The sequence below is a fragment of the Pseudomonas sp. UYEF17 genome, assembly GCF_040546125.1.
Classification (GTDB): Bacteria; Pseudomonadota; Gammaproteobacteria; order Pseudomonadales; family Pseudomonadaceae; genus Aquipseudomonas; species Aquipseudomonas putida_Z.
Window position 1 is genome coordinate 1 of sequence record NZ_JBEPNE010000011.1, and the last position, 15206, is coordinate 15206.

16 protein-coding genes are annotated in these 15206 nt (G+C 62.8%); 9 read left to right on the plus strand and 7 right to left on the minus strand.

The features are described 5' to 3' along the window. Window positions 1–970 precede the first annotated feature (970 nt). A complete protein-coding gene (tyrS, locus tag ABIB24_RS16845) occupies window positions 971–2170 on the minus strand; it encodes a tyrosine--tRNA ligase (protein WP_025337483.1) in 1200 nt (399 codons plus the stop codon). Window positions 2171–2383: 213 nt separating this feature from the next. Here tyrS and ABIB24_RS16850 point away from each other — a divergent pair, with 213 nt between their 5' ends. Together ABIB24_RS16850 and ABIB24_RS16855 are read left to right on the plus strand one after the other, a co-directional pair. Continuing rightward, window positions 2384–3805, plus strand: a complete 1422-nt coding sequence (locus ABIB24_RS16850; RefSeq protein WP_084785121.1) for a peptidoglycan DD-metalloendopeptidase family protein — start codon at window positions 2384–2386, stop codon at window positions 3803–3805. Between the two features lie 4 nt (window positions 3806–3809). Then, entirely contained in the window at window positions 3810–4901 is a 1092-nt protein-coding gene (locus tag ABIB24_RS16855) for an anhydro-N-acetylmuramic acid kinase (protein WP_354316924.1), read from the plus strand. Between the two features lie 59 nt (window positions 4902–4960). On the opposite strand, the gene erpA is transcribed toward ABIB24_RS16855, so the two are convergent. Both erpA and argC read right to left on the minus strand, forming a co-directional pair. Beyond that, complete coding sequence (gene erpA, locus ABIB24_RS16860; protein WP_015268740.1) at window positions 4961–5311, minus strand: iron-sulfur cluster insertion protein ErpA; 351 nt, start codon at window positions 5309–5311, stop codon at window positions 4961–4963. A gap of 146 nt (window positions 5312–5457) precedes the next feature. Further along, window positions 5458–6492 (minus strand): N-acetyl-gamma-glutamyl-phosphate reductase, encoded by a 1035-nt coding sequence (gene argC, locus ABIB24_RS16865; RefSeq protein WP_025337480.1) that lies wholly within the window; start codon window positions 6490–6492, stop codon window positions 5458–5460. A 141-nt stretch (window positions 6493–6633) separates the two neighbouring features. Between argC and hemJ the strand changes: the two genes are divergently transcribed. The 6 genes from hemJ (at window position 6634) to ABIB24_RS16895 (ending at window position 11060) form a co-directional block, all read left to right on the plus strand. Next, on the plus strand, window positions 6634–7059 hold the full coding sequence (gene hemJ / locus ABIB24_RS16870; protein ID WP_274079904.1) for a protoporphyrinogen oxidase HemJ: 426 nt from the start codon (window positions 6634–6636) through the stop codon (window positions 7057–7059). A gap of 28 nt (window positions 7060–7087) precedes the next feature. Further along, window positions 7088–8044 carry an NAD(P)H-dependent flavin oxidoreductase gene (locus ABIB24_RS16875; protein WP_274079905.1) on the plus strand — a complete coding sequence of 319 codons (957 nt, stop codon included), beginning with the start codon at window positions 7088–7090 and terminating at the stop codon, window positions 8042–8044. A 67-nt stretch (window positions 8045–8111) separates the two neighbouring features. Continuing rightward, a complete protein-coding gene (locus ABIB24_RS16880; protein WP_274079906.1) occupies window positions 8112–8894 on the plus strand; it encodes an SDR family NAD(P)-dependent oxidoreductase in 783 nt (260 codons plus the stop codon). 63 nt (window positions 8895–8957) lie between these two features. Next, the gene (locus ABIB24_RS16885) at window positions 8958–9296 is read left to right on the plus strand and encodes a histidine triad nucleotide-binding protein (protein WP_013970615.1); all 339 of its coding nucleotides are present in this window, start codon (window positions 8958–8960) and stop codon (window positions 9294–9296) included. A gap of 65 nt (window positions 9297–9361) precedes the next feature. Continuing rightward, complete coding sequence (coq7, locus tag ABIB24_RS16890) at window positions 9362–10009, plus strand: 2-polyprenyl-3-methyl-6-methoxy-1,4-benzoquinone monooxygenase (protein ID WP_137162855.1); 648 nt, start codon at window positions 9362–9364, stop codon at window positions 10007–10009. A gap of 10 nt (window positions 10010–10019) precedes the next feature. Then, a complete protein-coding gene (locus tag ABIB24_RS16895; RefSeq protein WP_354316925.1) occupies window positions 10020–11060 on the plus strand; it encodes a DUF2157 domain-containing protein in 1041 nt (346 codons plus the stop codon). 116 nt (window positions 11061–11176) lie between these two features. Here the strand turns inward: ABIB24_RS16895 and ABIB24_RS16900 are convergent, their stop codons facing one another. Next, a complete protein-coding gene (locus ABIB24_RS16900; protein ID WP_025337475.1) occupies window positions 11177–11605 on the minus strand; it encodes an OsmC family protein in 429 nt (142 codons plus the stop codon). Window positions 11606–11796: 191 nt separating this feature from the next. Between ABIB24_RS16900 and crp the strand changes: the two genes are divergently transcribed. After that, the gene (gene crp, locus ABIB24_RS16905; protein WP_012270218.1) at window positions 11797–12441 is read left to right on the plus strand and encodes a cAMP-activated global transcriptional regulator CRP; all 645 of its coding nucleotides are present in this window, start codon (window positions 11797–11799) and stop codon (window positions 12439–12441) included. Here crp and ABIB24_RS16910 read toward each other — a convergent pair. The 3 genes from ABIB24_RS16910 to trpD all read right to left on the minus strand — a co-directional run bounded on the left by ABIB24_RS16910 (window position 12438) and on the right by trpD (window position 15205). Beyond that, window positions 12438–13142, minus strand: a complete 705-nt coding sequence (locus ABIB24_RS16910) for a lipoate--protein ligase family protein (protein WP_274079908.1) — start codon at window positions 13140–13142, stop codon at window positions 12438–12440. The genes crp and ABIB24_RS16910 overlap by 4 nt on opposite strands. Window positions 13143–13325: 183 nt before the next feature. Further along, window positions 13326–14159, minus strand: coding sequence for an indole-3-glycerol phosphate synthase TrpC (gene trpC, locus ABIB24_RS16915; RefSeq protein WP_025337472.1), 834 nt, complete (start codon window positions 14157–14159; stop codon window positions 13326–13328). Next, on the minus strand, window positions 14156–15205 hold the full coding sequence (trpD, locus tag ABIB24_RS16920) for an anthranilate phosphoribosyltransferase (RefSeq protein WP_137162852.1): 1050 nt from the start codon (window positions 15203–15205) through the stop codon (window positions 14156–14158). Before trpD ends, trpC begins: the two co-directional genes overlap by 4 nt. Between the last annotated feature and the right edge of the window lies 1 nt (window position 15206).

Below are 15206 nucleotides of genomic sequence, written 5' to 3' on the forward strand. Positions count from 1 at the left end.
TAAGAAACCCTAAACTTGGCTCAGCAATCTCAAATGACTATGTGATTTCTCGCATGGTCACTTGTGATGCTGATAATCTTTGTGACTATCAGTCCATACTCACAAGCACCCACACGAATTGCTTGATTCGATTTGTTAAAGAGCGTTTGGTTAAGAGCTTTTCGTCTCAACCGAGGCGCGCATTCTACGCTTTCCTCATTTGCTGTCAAGCGTTTATTTTGAAGTTTTTTGCGAGAAACTCGTTTAGCTTCAAACACTTGACTCGCTGCGATCTCTCGTAGCGGGAGGCGAATCATACAGCGTTTAGAAACGCTGTCAACCATCATCTCAACCGCTGTCGATCATTTGATCGTAGCCCTTTCAGCTCTTTCCGAACAACCTAACTTATTGAATTTCAAGAAGTTTGTCGTTCCGATGTCGCTGGAAGTGGGGCGCATTATAAGGGGATTCGAAGGGGCGTCAACCTTTAATTTCAAGAAATTGAAATATCAGGGGAAAAGACCACATCAAGGCCACCAGGTGTTCGCCACAACACCTTCTGCGCCTATGAGATCGAGCGCCGCCCGCGCGGCGCTTCGCAGCACAAGGCTGCTCCTACATCTGTTTCGGGCCAGTCTCTCCTGTGCCTGGTGCGCGCGACCGCCTTGTCTGTTCCATTCAATATCGAAGGTTGCGCCTGCTGCTCTTCATCAATCTCCAGCCATGCACCCAGGGTGCGCGCGCCAATGGCGCAGGAATAATTGGCCCGAAACAGATGTAGGAGCAGCCTTGTGCTGCGAAGCGCCGCGCGGGCGGCGCTCGATCTCATAGGCGCCAGAAAACACAAGGCAGGCACCTCTCAAAGCCAATACCATCTCAAGACAGGCCCATAGCCGCCCTGACGCACCCAACAACCAAAAGCCAAACCCCAAAAACAAAGCGGGGAGGCCTATCGGCCTCCCCGCTTCTATATAGCCACACCCAAAGCCAATCACTCAGCCTTCAAGGTAACCCGCGCAAACGACTTCTTGCCCGCCTGGCACACATGGGTAGCACCCAGCGCAAACATGAAGTCACGATCAACCACCGCACCATCGACCTTCACCGCACCACCACTCAGCAAGTCCCGCGCCTGCGCAGAGTTCTTCACCAGGCCAGCCCGGTTCAGTACGGCAGCAATCGGCAGGCTTTCGCCCGCAGCCACTTCGATTTCCGGCAGATCTTCCGGCAGCTCGCCTTCCTTCATACGGTTACCCGCTGCACGGTGAGCATTGGCCGCTGCCTCCTCGCCATGGAAGCGCGCAACGATCTCTTCCGCCAGCTTGATCTTGATGTCGCGCGGGTTGGCACCATTGGCGACGTCGGCACGGAACTGCTCGATCTCTTCCATCGAACGGAAGCTCAGCAGTTCGAAGTAGCGCCACATCAGGGTATCCGGGATCGACACCAGCTTGCTGTACATCACCCCCGGCGCTTCCTGGATACCTACATAGTTACCCAGCGACTTGGACATCTTCTTCACGCCGTCGAGCCCTTCGAGCAGCGGCATGGTCACGATGTTCTGCGCTTCCTGGCCATAGGCGCGCTGCAGCTCACGTCCCATCAGCAGGTTGAACTTCTGGTCGGTACCACCCAGCTCGACATCCGCCTTCAGCGCCACCGAGTCATAACCCTGCACCAGCGGGTACAGGAACTCGTGGATGGCAATAGGCTGGTTGGTGGTGTAGCGCTTGTCGAAGTCATCGCGCTCGAGCATGCGCGCCACGGTGTACTGCGATGCCAGGCGAATGAAGTCGGCCGGGGTCAGCTTGTCCATCCAGGTGGAGTTGAACGCGACCTCGGTCTTGGCTGGATCGAGGATCTTGAACACCTGCTGCTTGTAGGTCTCGGCGTTTTCCAGCACCTGCTCGCGGGTCAGCGGCGGGCGCGTGGCGCTCTTGCCGCTCGGGTCACCGATCATGCCGGTGAAGTCACCGATCAGGAAGATGACCTGGTGGCCCAGGTCCTGGAACTGGCGCAGCTTGTTGATCAGCACCGTGTGCCCAAGGTGCAGGTCAGGCGCGGTCGGGTCGAAGCCGGCCTTGATGCGCAGAGGCTGGCCGCGCTTGAGCTTCTCCACCAGTTCCGACTCGACCAGTACTTCTTCCGCACCGCGCTTGATAAGCGCCAGCTGCTCTTCAACCGACTTCATAGACAAACCCGCAAGGCTCAGATTCAGGGGGAGCCAACCATACAAGATCGGCCGTCAATTACAAGTTTCGCAAAGGAATGTGACCCGAACGTGGGCTTGCGGCGTCTACGCGCCCTTGCGTGAAAATGGATTTGGTTATATTTTATACAGTTATTTCATCTTCATCATGTCATTCATCTTTTCCATTTCACCTTTTTCAAAGTCACCTTGCCCATGACCAACGAACCGCCTAAAGCGCCCCCGCTTTATCCGAAAAGCCATCTGTTGGCCGCCAGCGGCATCGCCGCCCTGCTCAGCCTGGCCCTGCTGGTGTTTCCCTCCAGCGAAGTGGAAGCCAAGAAAACCACCCTCAACCTCGAACTGGAGAGCCCTGCCGAGCAGTTGAAGGACGAATCCCGCGCTGCGCCCCTGGTGCAGGCAGAAGGTGAGCAAGGCTCGCCATTCGCCCAAATCGAAGAGACCACCCCCGAGACCCAGAACGCCGAGCAGGAAGCCCCTGCGGCCGAACCGGTCGTCGAAGCTGCCAAGCAACCCAGTCACCGTGAAGTCACCGTGGCCCGGGGCGATACCCTGTCCACCCTGTTCGCGAAGGTCGGCTTGCCGAGCAATGCGGTGCACGACCTGCTGGCCAGCAACAAGCAGGCCAAGCAGTTCAGCCAGCTCAAGCACGGCCAGGTGCTGCAGTTCGAGCTCGACAAGGACGGCCAGCTGGCCAGCCTGCACAGCAAGGTCAGCAACCTCGAAACCATTCGCCTGACCAAGACCGACAAGGGCTATACCTTCAACCGCGAAATCAGCAAGCCGGTAGTGCGTACCGCCTACGCCCACGGCGTGATCAAAAGCTCGCTGTCGGCCTCGGCCCAGCGCGCCGGCCTGTCCCACAGCATGACCATGGACATGGCCCGCGTGCTGGGTTACGACATCGATTTCGCCCAGGACATTCGCCCGGGCGATGAATTCGACGTGGTCTACGAGCAGAAGGTAATGGACGGCAAGGTCGTCGGCACCGGTAACATCCTGTCCGCGCGCTTCACCAACCGCGGCAAGACCTACACCGCCGTGCGCTATACCAACAAGCAGGGCAACACCAGCTACTACACCGCCGATGGCAATAGCTTGCGCAAGGCCTTCATCCGCACCCCGGTCGACTTCGCCCGCATCAGCTCGCGCTTCTCCGCCGGCCGCAAGCACCCGATCCTGAACAAGATCCGTGCCCACAAAGGCGTCGACTACGCCGCCCCACGCGGCACTCCAATCAAGGCAGCCGGTGACGGCCGCATCGAGCTGGCCGGGCGCCGCGGTGGTTACGGCAACACCGTGATCATCCAGCACGGCAACCGCTACAAGACGCTGTACGGCCACATGCAGGGCTTTGCCAAGGGCATCAAGACAGGCGGCTCGGTCAAGCAGGGCCAGATCATCGGCTACATCGGCACCACCGGCCTGTCCACCGGTCCGCACCTGCACTACGAGTTCCAGGTCAATGGTGTGCACGTCGACCCGCTGAGCCAGAAGGTGCCGATGGCCGACCCGATCGCCAGGAACGAGCGCCAGCGTTTCCTGCAGCAGAGCCAACCCCTGATCGCCCGTATGGATCAGGAAAAGGCCACCCTGCTCGCAGCGAACAAGCGCTAAGCCCATGGCGCTCTACCTGGGGGTGATGTCCGGCACCAGCCTCGATGGCCTGGACATTGCCTTGATCGAACAAGGCGAGCAGCTCGAACTGCTCGCCACCCACTACCTGCCCATGCCCGGCGACCTGCGCCAGGAACTGCTGGGCCTTTGCAGCAGCGGCCCTGACGAGATCGCCCGCGCTGCACTGGCGGAAAACCGCTGGGCCAGCCTGGCAGGCGAAGGCATCCGCGAGCTGCTGGCCAGGCAAGGGCTGCAGGCCGGAGCCATCCGCGCCATCGGCAGCCACGGCCAGACCATCCGCCACGAACCTGCACGCGGCTTTACCGTGCAGATCGGCAACCCGGCGCTGCTGGCCGAGCTTACCGGCATCAGCGTGGTCGCCGACTTCCGCCGTCGCGATGTGGCCGCCGGTGGCCAAGGTGCGCCACTGGTGCCGGCCTTCCATGAAACCCTGTTCAGCCACCTGGGCCAGCGCCTGGCCATTCTCAACGTGGGCGGTTTCAGCAACCTCAGCCTGATCGAACACGACAAGCCAGTCCACGGCTTCGACTGCGGCCCGGGCAACGTGCTGCTGGATGCCTGGATCGAACGCAAGCGCGGCCAGGCCTACGATGCGGATGGGGCTTGGGCTGCCTCGGGCGTAGTGCAAGCCGACTTGCTCAGCGCACTGCTGGCCGACCCGTTCTTCGCCGGCAGCGGCCCGAAGAGCACGGGCCGCGAAGTATTCAACCTGCCCTGGCTGGATGGCCACCTGACCCGCCTGCCCGCTTACCGCGACGAGGACGTACAGGCAACATTGCTGGAACTGACCGCACGCAGCATCATCGACTCGTTGAGCAACGCCCAGCAAGGCACCGAAGCGCTGCTGGTCTGCGGTGGCGGTGCGCGCAACGGCGCCCTGATGGCACGCCTCGGCCAGTTGCTGCCCGACGCCCGTGTCGCCAGCACCGGCGCCCATGGCGTGGACCCGGACTGGGTCGAAGCCATGGCCTTCGCCTGGCTGGCCCACTGTTGCCTGGAAGGCATCGCTGCCAATCGCCCTAGCGTGACAGCGGCCAAGGGCCTGCGCGTACTCGGCGCAATCTACCCGGCCTGAACGTTACGCCAGAAAGCAAAACGCCGCGCAATTGCGCGGCGTTTTCATATGGCCAGGCCTCAGATCGAGAACGAGGAGCCGCAGCCACAGGTGGTAGCAGCGTTCGGGTTCTTGATCACGAAGCGCGAGCCTTCCAGGCCTTCCTGGTAATCCACCTCGGCGCCGGCCAGGTACTGGAAGCTCATCGGGTCGACCACAAGGGAAACACCTTCGCGCTCGACGATGGTGTCGTCTTCGGCCACGTCTTCATCGAAGGTGAAGCCATACTGGAAGCCCGAGCAGCCGCCACCGGTGACGAACACGCGCAGCTTCAGACGATCGTTGCCTTCCTCGGAAACCAGGTTCTTCACCTTTTGCGCAGCGCCGTGGGTGAATTCCAAAGCGGTGGGGGTGAAGGTTTCGACGCTCATGTTGATTCTCCCGGCGTGGTAGCCGCCATAAAACTCGATGACGCGCATTATCCGCTTTCCCGAGAAAATCGGTCAAGAATTGTGCGGCTTTAGTCGCGACCTACAAAAAGGCCCGCACGACGCGGGCCTTTTCGAACGCTGGCGGCTTACGGCAGCAGGCCCGCGTGTGACAAGCCCATGCGCTCGTCCAGGCCGAACAGGATGTTGAGGTTCTGCACCGCCTGGCCGGACGCGCCTTTGACCAGGTTGTCGATCACCGACAGCACCACCACCAGGTCACCGCCTTGCGGGCGATGAACGGCAATGCGGCAGACGTTGGCGCCGCGCACACTGCGGGTTTCCGGGTGGCTGCCAGCCGGCATCACATCGACGAACGGTTCATCGGCGTAACGCTTCTCGAACAGCGCCTGCAGGTCGACCGAGGTGTCGGCGACGGTAGCGTACAAGGTGGCGTGGATGCCACGGATCATTGGCGTCAGGTGCGGCACGAAAGTCAGGCCGATATCCTTGCCAGCGGCCAGGCGCAGGCCCTGGCTGATTTCCGGCAGGTGGCGATGGCCCTTCACTGCGTAGGCTTTCATGCTTTCGCCGGCTTCGCAGAACAGCGAACCCACCGCCGCACCACGACCAGCGCCGCTGACACCCGACTTGCAGTCGGCGATCAGGCGCGACGGGTCGGCCAGGCCAGCTTCCAGCAGCGGCAGGAAGCCCAGTTGGGTGGCGGTCGGGTAGCAACCCGGCACAGCGATCAGGCGCGCCTGGCGAATCTTCTCGCGGTTGACTTCAGGCAGGCCGTATACCGCGTCCTTGAGCAGCTCTGGCGCACCGTGCGGCTGGCCGTACCACTTGCCCCACTCGGCGGCGTCCTGCAGGCGGAAGTCGGCCGACAGGTCGATCACCTTGGTACCGGCCGCCAGCAGTTCGCCAGCCAGGGCGTGGGCAACACCGTGCGGGGTGGCGAAGAACACCACGTCGCAGGCGGCCAGGGTCTTGCTGTCCGGCACGCTGAACGCCAGCCCGTCATAGTGGCCGCGCAGGTTCGGGTACATGTCCGCCACTGCAACGCCCGCCTCGGAGCGCGAAGTGATGACCGCCACTTCGGCCTGTGGATGCTGTGCCAGCAGACGCAACAGTTCGACGCCGGTGTAACCCGTGCCGCCGACGATACCGACCTTGATCATAACGCTTGCCCCTTATCAACGAGCCGTCTGGAAAGCGCACGATAATAGGGGCGCAAGGCGCCTGTAACAACTCTTCGGGTGACCCTTCGGGCGCTTGACCACTACTATCTGACGACCGTGAATACCTGAAGGAACTCCCCCATGCTTTACCTATGGATCAAAGCGCTGCATATCGTCAGCGTGGTCTGCTGGTTCGCCGGCCTGTTCTACCTGCCGCGGCTGTTCGTCTACCACGCCCAAAGCCAGGACAGCATCAGCCAGGAACGCTTCGTGACCATGGAGCGCAAGCTGTTTCGCGGCATCATGAACCCGGCGATGATCGCTACCTACGTGTTCGGCGCGTGGATGCTCTACCTCACGCCCGGCTGGTTCAGCCAGGGCTGGCTGCATGCCAAGCTGACCCTGGTCATCCTGCTGACCGTCTACCATCACATGTGCGGCGCCCAGCGCAAGCGCTTCGCCAGCGGCAGCAACACCCGCAGCCACGTCTACTATCGCTGGTTCAACGAAGTGCCCGTGCTGTTCCTGCTGGGTATCGTAATTCTGGTGGTGGTCAAACCGTTCTGACATAGCCACCCGCTCAAGGAGCCTTGCCATGTCGTTACCTGCCTCCCTCGAACAACGCCTGCGCCTGCCCGTGGTTGCCGCACCGATGTTCCTGATCTCCAACCCCAGGCTGGTACTGGCCTGCTGCTCCAGCGGCGTGGTCGGTAGCTTCCCGGCCCTGAACCAGCGCGACAGCGCCGGCTTCAAGGCCTGGCTGGAGGAAATCGAGGCAGGCCTCGCACAGTTGCAGGCGCCAGCCCCCTATGCCGTCAATCTGATCGTCCACCCGACCAACCCGCGCCTGCAGGCCGACCTGGCGTTGTGCGTGGAACACCGCGTGCCGATCGTCATCACCAGCCTCGGCGCGGTGAAGGAAGTGGTCGATGCCGTGCATGGCTACGGCGGCCTGGTGTTCCACGATGTCACCACCCGCCGCCATGCCGAGAAAGCCGCCGAAGCCGGTGTCGATGGCCTGATCGCCGTTGCTGCAGGCGCAGGCGGCCATGCGGGCACCTGGAGTCCGTTCGCCCTGGCCGCGGAGATTCGCCAGTTCTTCGACAAGACCCTGCTGCTGGCCGGCTGCCTCAACCACGGCCACGAGATCCTCGCCGCGCAAATGCTGGGTGCGGACCTTGCGTACATGGGCACCCGCTTCATCGCCACCGCAGAAAGCCAGGCCCCGAGCGCCTACAAGCAGATGCTGCTCGATTCCCATGCCGCCGACATCGTCCACACCCCGGCGGTGTCCGGCGTCCCCGCCAGCTTCCTGCGCCAGAGCCTGGAACAGGCCGGCTATGACATGAACGCCATCAGGGGCGGCCATGAGCAAGGCAAGCTCAAGCCGATCGACGACGAAGCCAAGGCCTGGAAGACCGTGTGGTCGGCGGGCCAGGGGGTCGGCGGTATCGACGACCTGCCCAGCGCCAGCGCGCTGATCGGACGGCTGCATGACGAGTACCGGGACGCCCTGGAACGCTGCCAGGCCCTGCGCGCCCGCACCCTGTAGCAAAAGGCAACACCTTGCCCGGCCAAGCTGTACACTAGGCGCCCTCTTCAGCCCCCAGGAGCCTTGCATGACCCGTTACGCCATGATCACTGGTGCTTCCAGCGGCCTGGGCCTGGCCCTGGCGGAAGCCCTGGCGCGGCGCGGGCGTAACCTGATCCTGGTGGCACGCCAGCGTGAAACGCTGGAACCGGTGGCCATCGAGCTGACCCAACGCTTCGGTGTCGAGGTGCTGTTCCGTGCCTGCGACCTCAGCCAGCCGTTGCGCCTGTCGGGCTTCGTGCTGGAACTGGAGGAAGGCGAGCGGCGCATCGACCTGCTGGTCAATTGTGCCGGCCTGCGCACCTACGGGCCATTCCTGGCCCATGAGTGGGCCGACGAGCAGGACCTGCTTGAAGTCAACGTGCTGGCCCTAAGCCGCCTGTGCCACGCCATCGGTAACCTGATGGCCGTGCAGGGCGGCGGGCAGATCCTCAATGTCGCCGGCCTGGCCGGGGTGGCGCCTGGCCCGTGGATGGCCGCCTATGCCGCCAGCAAGGCCTATGTGCTGAGCTTCTCTGAGGCCTTGCGTGAAGAACTCAAGCGCACCGGCATAAAGGTTTCGGTACTGTGCCCCGGCCCGGTGCGCTCCTCGCGCCGGCGCATTCCGCGGCTGGATGGCAAGCCACGCTGTCTCAGCCCTGAGGAAGTGGCGCTATACACCGTGCGCGCGCTGGACAAGAACCGCGCACTGATACTGCCCGGCCGGCGTAATCGCTTGCTGGCGTTCGCCCCGCGCCTGCTGCCGCGCTGGCTGGTGCGCAAGCTGGCCGGGGCCATCCACCGCCGCTATTGCCCGGTCGGCATGGAATAGCCACTGGGCGAGCGGCGCCCGGCTGAGTACACTCGGCCCGACCCTCACCATGGAGCAAGTGCTGTGGACGATTTATTCATCAAGATCATCAACCGGGAGATCCCGGCGAAGATCATCTACGAGGACGACCAGGTTCTGGCGTTCCACGATATCGCCCCCCAGGCGCCCGTGCATTTTCTGGTCATCCCGAAAAAGCACATCCGCACCCTCAATGACTTGACCGAAGAAGACAAAGGCCTGGCTGGTCACATCTTGTTCACCGCCCAGCGTCTGGCCAAGGAACTTGGCTGCGAGGAAGGCTTCCGCGTAGTGATGAACTGTAACGAGCAAGGCGGCCAGACCGTCTACCACATCCACATGCACGTGCTTGGCCAGCGCCAGATGCACTGGCCACCGGGCTGATCCACGGCAAGCGACCCTGCCACTATTGCGGTAAACTGTCGGGCACATTCTTGCGGAGGTGCCCGATGGCTACCGAACGTCACTACTCGCCGCTCGACCGCTTGTTGCTGCAGGCCGATACCGCCATGCGCACCTTGCTGCCCTTCAGCGGCCAACCCGCCCGCCCATCGCCGGCCATCGTCCAGCCGGACGCGGACCTGGACGAACAGCAGGCCCGCCATGTTGCCGGGCTGATGCGTATCAACCACACCGGTGAAGTGTGCGCTCAGGCGCTGTACCAGGGCCAGGCCCTGACCGCCAAGCTGCCCGAAGTGCGCAAGGCCATGGAACACGCCGCCGAGGAAGAAGTGGACCACCTGGCCTGGTGCGAACAGCGCATTCGCCAGCTGAACAGCCACCCCAGCGTGCTCAACCCGTTGTTCTACGGCATGTCGTTCGGTATCGGTGCACTCGCCGGGCTGGTCAGCGACAAGGTCAGCCTGGGCTTCGTCGCCGCCACCGAGCATCAGGTGTGCAAGCATCTCGACGAGCACCTGGAGCAGATCCCGCAGGAAGACGAAAAGTCCCGAGCCATCCTCGAACAGATGCGCATCGATGAGGAACAGCATGCCGAGTCTGCACTGGAAGCCGGCGGTTATCGCTTCCCCGCCCCTGTTCGCTTTGGCATGAGCCTGTTGGCCAAGGTCATGACCAAGAGCACCTACCGTATCTGAAGGCATCACCATGACGGACCGTTTCGACGCCAAGGACCTGGCGCGCGCCGTGCAAGCCGGCATTCTCCAGCCGGGCCAGGACCAGGCCCTGCTGGCTTTCCTGCACCATCAGCCGGCACAGCGCGGCAGCTTCCAGCTGGCCCATGTCGCTTTCTACTTCGGCGCCATGCTGATCATGGCAGCCATGGGCTGGCTGCTCACCGAAGCCTGGATGCGCATCGGCGACTGGGCGCTGCTGGTCATCGCCAGCCTCTATATCCTGCTGCTCACGCTGTTCGCCGTTAACCTGCAACGGCGCGTACAGCCCGTCGCGGCCGGGGTGCTGGCAGCAGTCGCGGTCAGCATCGTGCCATTGGCGGTGTTCGCCATCGAACGGCTGGCTGGCTGGTGGCCAATGGATGATGCGCAGGCAAACTATCACCAGTACTACACCTACGTGCAGGGCGGCTGGCTGGCAATGGAAGCAGCCACGGTGCTTGCCGGGCTGTTGATGCTGAGGCTGATCCCCTACCCGTTCATCGTCATGCCGATTGCCGTGGCCTTGTGGTTCATGTCGATGGACCTGAGCGAATGGTTCTTCGGCTCGCCATTCAGCTGGGAACAGCGCCGCGAGGTTTCGCTGTGGTTCGGGCTCGGGTTGCTGGTGGTGTTCGTCGGGGTGGACGGCCGCACCCGCGAAGACTACGCCCACTGGGGCTACCTGGCCGGGCTGGCGGCATTCTGGGGCGGGCTGACGCTGGTAGACAGTGGCAGCGAGCTGGGCAAGGCCCTGTACTGCCTGATCAATATTGCCCTGATGGGTATGGCGGTGCTGTTGCGTCGGACGGTGTTCATGGTTTTCGGGGCGTTAGGCGTGGCGGCTTACCTGGGGTACCTGTCGTACGAGGTGTTTGCCGACTCGCTGCTGTTCCCAGTGGTGGTGACCTTGATCGGGCTGGGGGTTATCGGGCTGGGGCTGGTTTACCAGAAGCGGCGGGAGCGGTTGAGCCGGGTGATGCGCGATTGTTTGCCGGGGTGGGTGCGGGCTGCGCTGCCGGCGCTTCGCAGCTGAAATTGTCGGGGCCGCTCCGCGCCCCATCGCGACACAAGGCCGCTCCTACAGGTGGTACGCGATCCCCTGTAGGAGCGGCCTTGTGTCGCGATGGGGCGCAAAGCGGCCCCAAAATGTCAGCCTTGACCCAGCTCTACAATCTCGTACCCGTGGGTAATCTCAACCCCGGCACGCTCGAGCATGATCGAAGCCGAGCAATACTTCTCCGCCGACAGCTCTACCGCACGCTTGACCTGGGCCTCCTTCAGCCCACGCCCCTTCACCACGAAGTTCATGTGGATCTTGGTAAACACCTTCGGGTCTTCGCTGGCACGCTCGGCCTCCAGGAACGCCTCGCAGCTTTCTACCGCCTGGCGCGACTTCTTCAGAATGCTGACCACGTCAAAGCTGCTGCAGCCACCCAGGCCCAGCAACAGCATTTCCATCGGGCGCACGCCCAGGTTACGGCCGCCGGCCTCGGGCGGGCCGTCCATCACGACGACATGGCCGCTCCCCGATTCGCCGAGGAACATCGCCTCACCGGCCCACTGGATACGTGCCTTCATCTACCCGGACTCCTGATTTTCGGAAAAGGGTGTCAGCTTAGACCTTGTGCGGCCGTGGGAAAAGCACGAGTCGTGTCGGTTTAGTACCGAAACATCCTGTAGTGTCTGATAAGCTGGCGCCAAATGACTGGCGCGCCCCGCCAGCCAACCTTTATAAAAAGCCTATGCGTCATATCGAACAGGATTTCGTGATGGTTGCTTCCGCCCTACCCGCCAAGATCAAGAACATCGACAAGCTGCTGGTGCACTGCCAGCGCCGTCGCTATACCGCCAAAAGCAACATCATCTGCGCCGGCGACCGGGCCGAGACACTGTCGTTCATCATCAAGGGTTCGGTCACCATCCTCATCGAGGACGATGACGGCCATGAAATGATCATCGCCTACCTCAACAATGGCGACTTCTTCGGCGAGTTGGGCCTGTTCGAACCGGTCGAGGGTGAACAGCAGCGTAGTGCCTGGGTGCGCGCCAAGACCGAATGCGAAGTAGCCGAAATCAGTTATGAGAAATTTCGCGAACTGGCGCGCCAGGACCCGGAAATCCTCTATGCCCTGGGCAGCCAGATGGCCCAGCGCCTGCGCAACACCACGCGCAAGGTCGGCGACCTGGCGTTCTTCGACGTTACCGGGCGTGTCGCCCGCTGCCTGCTGGAACTGTGCAAGCAACCCGACGCCATGACCCACCCCGACGGCATGCAGATCAAGATCACTCGTCAGGAAATCGGCCGCATCGTCGGTTGCTCGCGGGAAATGGTCGGCCGCGTCCTCAAGGACCTTGAAGAACGCAGCCTGGTGCAGGTCAAAGGCAAGACCATGGTGGTCTACGGTACCCGCTAGTCCCTGGGCAGGTCGGCCAGTACCTTGGCATAGGCTTGCGACAGCCGCTCGAACCATGGGGCCGCAGGCGCCACTTCGTGCAGGGCGATGTGCGCATCGGCGCGGCAGCGCTGCTCCAGCTCGCAGCACTCGTTGAAGCGGTTGACCGCCGCCACCATCGATTCACGCTCGTTGTCCAGCAGCAGCGCACCGTGCACCAGCACCACCGGGCGCTTGCCACCCAGCCCCTGGCGCCAGCGCTGGGCGGTGCCCACCAGTTTGCGGCCATTGAGGTTGACGTTGTAGCGGCCATCGCAGAAGGCACCGTCGATTTCGCCCACCGACGCCACCCCACCCCACTCGCGCAGCACGTCACACAGCGGCAGGCACAGGCGCTCGTAGGCGTTTTCGATGCGGCCGTGGTCGCCTTCGCTGCGGGGGGCAACATAGACCAGGGCAACATTCACCGTGGAGTGTGATTGCGGAACCGGCTCGCCGCCGGTTTCGCGCAGCAGCACCGGCCAGCCGGCAATCGCCAGCTCCGAGCAGGCGGCTTCGAAATTGTCCAGACGGCTCATGCGCCGGGGCATGACCAGGGCGTGGTCGGTCGGGCGCCAGAACAGCACGCCACTGTCGCGCTCGCCGCGGCAGACGGCGGCCAGCAATTCCTGTTCGGCGTGCAAGCCTTGTTCTACGGTCAGGGCCAGGGGTTGATCGGTCATTGATCCACCTTTGATGTTGTTATTCAGAGCCTCTTCGCGGGCACGCCCGCTCCCACAGGGATTACCACAGGCCCCGGGGGTGATGGAGAACCTGTGGGAGCGGGCGAGCCGAAGCGTCGGACCGCCGCGAAGGGGCCATTACAGGCATACAAAAAAGCCGGCAATAACGCCGGCTTCATTTGATCAGTCCAGTTGCTGAACAGTCTTCTTCACCTGTTCCGGGAAGAACAACCGCTGCAGCTCCAGCCCCGGCTGCTCGGCGCGCATGAACGCCTCACCGACCAGGAAGGAGTAGACCTCGTTGATCTCCATCAGCTCCACATCGGCCCGGTTCAAGATGCCGCTCTCGGTAATCGCCAGGCGATCACGCGGAATACGCGGCAGCAGGTCGAGGGTGGTTTCCAGGCTGACCTCGAAGGTGTGCAGGTTGCGGTTGTTCACCCCCACCAGCGGTGTATCCAGGGTTTTCAACGCGCGTTCCAGCTCATCGCCGTCGTGCACTTCCACCAGCACGTCGAGGCCGACATCCTTGGCCGTGGCCGCCAGTTCGGCCATCTTCACGTCATCCAGCGCCGACACGATCAGCAGTACACAGTCCGCGCCCAGGGCCCGGGCCTCGACGATCTGGTACGGGTCGACCATGAAATCCTTGCGGATCACCGGCAGCGACACCGCCGCGCGGGCCTGCTGCAAGTACTCGTCGGCACCCTGGAAGTAGTCCACATCGGTCAGCACCGACAGGCAAGTCGCCCCGCCCTTCTCGTAGCTGACGGCGATTTCCGCCGGCACGAAATGCTCGCGAATCACGCCTTTGCTCGGCGAGGCCTTCTTGATTTCGGCAATCACCGCCGGTTGCTTGCGCGCGGCTTGCTCGATCAGGGCCTTGGCAAAGCCACGCGGGGCGTCGGCAGCCTTGGCCAGGGCCTCCAGCTCGGCGAGGCTGACGCGCGCGCTGCGCTCGGCCACTTCCTGAAACTTGCGGGCGATGATCCTTTCCAGCACCGTCGGCACACTCATGCTTCGTTCTCCACCTTGAATACTGCAGTAAAGGCGCCCAGCTCCTGCAGCTTCTCCCAGGCCAGCCCGGTGTGCAGTACATCGTGGGCCAGTTCCACACCGGCTTTCAGGCTCATGGCATGGTCAGCGGCATAAAGCGCCGCGCCCGCATTGAGCACGATCATCTCGGCGGCCTTCTGGCCGTTTTCGGTCTTGCGTCGGCCTAGCGCATCGCGGATCAGCTCCAGCGACGCCTGCGGGTTCTCGACGGCCAGGCCGTGCAGGCTCTGGCTCTTCATGCCAAGGTCCTCCGGCTCTACCCAGTATTCGGTGATTTCGCCATTCTTCAGTTCGGCGACGAAGGTCGGCGCAGCCAGGCTGAACTCGTCCAGGCCGTCCTTCGAGTGCACCACCAGCACGTGCTTGCTGCCCAGGCGCTGCAGTACTTCCGCCAACGGGCGGCACAGGGTCTGGGCGAATACGCCGACCACCTGGTGCTTCACCCCGGCCGGATTCGTAAGCGGGCCGAGCATGTTGAACAGGGTGCGCAGCCCCAGCTCGCGACGCGGGCCGGCAGCGTGCTTCATGGCCGAATGATGGCTTTGCGCGAACATGAAGCCGATGCCCAGGCTGTCGATGCAGCGGGCCACCTGGGTGGGCGTCAGGTTCAGGTAGATACCGGCGGCCTCCAGCAGGTCGGCACTGCCGCTCTTGCCTGACACCGCGCGGTTGCCATGCTTTGCCACGGTGCAACCTGCCGCCGCCAGGACGAACGACGAGGCGGTGGACACGTTGAAGATGTTGGCGCCATCACCGCCGGTACCGACGATATCGACCACGCCATCGAGGCTCTGCAGTTCGACCTTGTCGGCCAGCTCGCGCATCACCGACACCGCACCGACGATCTCGTCGATGCTTTCGCTCTTCATGCGCATGCCCATCAGGAAGGCGCCGATCTGCGCTTCGCTGCACTGGCCGGTCATGATCTGGCGCATGACGTCGCGCATTTCTTCGGTGGAAAGGTCCAGCTGGCCGACGATACGGCTCAACGCACTCTTGATATCCATG

Bases quoted from the DNA above. Each gene is read 5' to 3' on its own strand.
- ABIB24_RS16895 (WP_354316925.1), top strand. From the start codon at position 10,020: ATGACGGACCGTTTCGACGCCAAGGACCTGGCGCGCGCCGTGCAAGCC.
- ABIB24_RS16900 (WP_025337475.1), bottom strand. From the start codon at position 11,605: ATGAAGGCACGTATCCAGTGGGCCGGTGAGGCGATGTTCCTCGGCGAA.
- argC (WP_025337480.1), bottom strand. From the start codon at position 6,492: ATGATCAAGGTCGGTATCGTCGGCGGCACGGGTTACACCGGCGTCGAA.
- tyrS (WP_025337483.1), bottom strand. From the start codon at position 2,170: ATGAAGTCGGTTGAAGAGCAGCTGGCGCTTATCAAGCGCGGTGCGGAA.
- hemJ (WP_274079904.1), top strand. From the start codon at position 6,634: ATGCTTTACCTATGGATCAAAGCGCTGCATATCGTCAGCGTGGTCTGC.
- ABIB24_RS16850 (WP_084785121.1), top strand. From the start codon at position 2,384: ATGACCAACGAACCGCCTAAAGCGCCCCCGCTTTATCCGAAAAGCCAT.
- trpC (WP_025337472.1), bottom strand. From the start codon at position 14,159: ATGAGTGTGCCGACGGTGCTGGAAAGGATCATCGCCCGCAAGTTTCAG.
- erpA (WP_015268740.1), bottom strand. From the start codon at position 5,311: ATGAGCGTCGAAACCTTCACCCCCACCGCTTTGGAATTCACCCACGGC.
- crp (WP_012270218.1), top strand. From the start codon at position 11,797: ATGGTTGCTTCCGCCCTACCCGCCAAGATCAAGAACATCGACAAGCTG.
- ABIB24_RS16910 (WP_274079908.1), bottom strand. From the start codon at position 13,142: ATGACCGATCAACCCCTGGCCCTGACCGTAGAACAAGGCTTGCACGCC.
- ABIB24_RS16855 (WP_354316924.1), top strand. From the start codon at position 3,810: ATGGCGCTCTACCTGGGGGTGATGTCCGGCACCAGCCTCGATGGCCTG.
- coq7 (WP_137162855.1), top strand. From the start codon at position 9,362: ATGGCTACCGAACGTCACTACTCGCCGCTCGACCGCTTGTTGCTGCAG.
- ABIB24_RS16880 (WP_274079906.1), top strand. From the start codon at position 8,112: ATGACCCGTTACGCCATGATCACTGGTGCTTCCAGCGGCCTGGGCCTG.
- trpD (WP_137162852.1), bottom strand. From the start codon at position 15,205: ATGGATATCAAGAGTGCGTTGAGCCGTATCGTCGGCCAGCTGGACCTT.
- ABIB24_RS16875 (WP_274079905.1), top strand. From the start codon at position 7,088: ATGTCGTTACCTGCCTCCCTCGAACAACGCCTGCGCCTGCCCGTGGTT.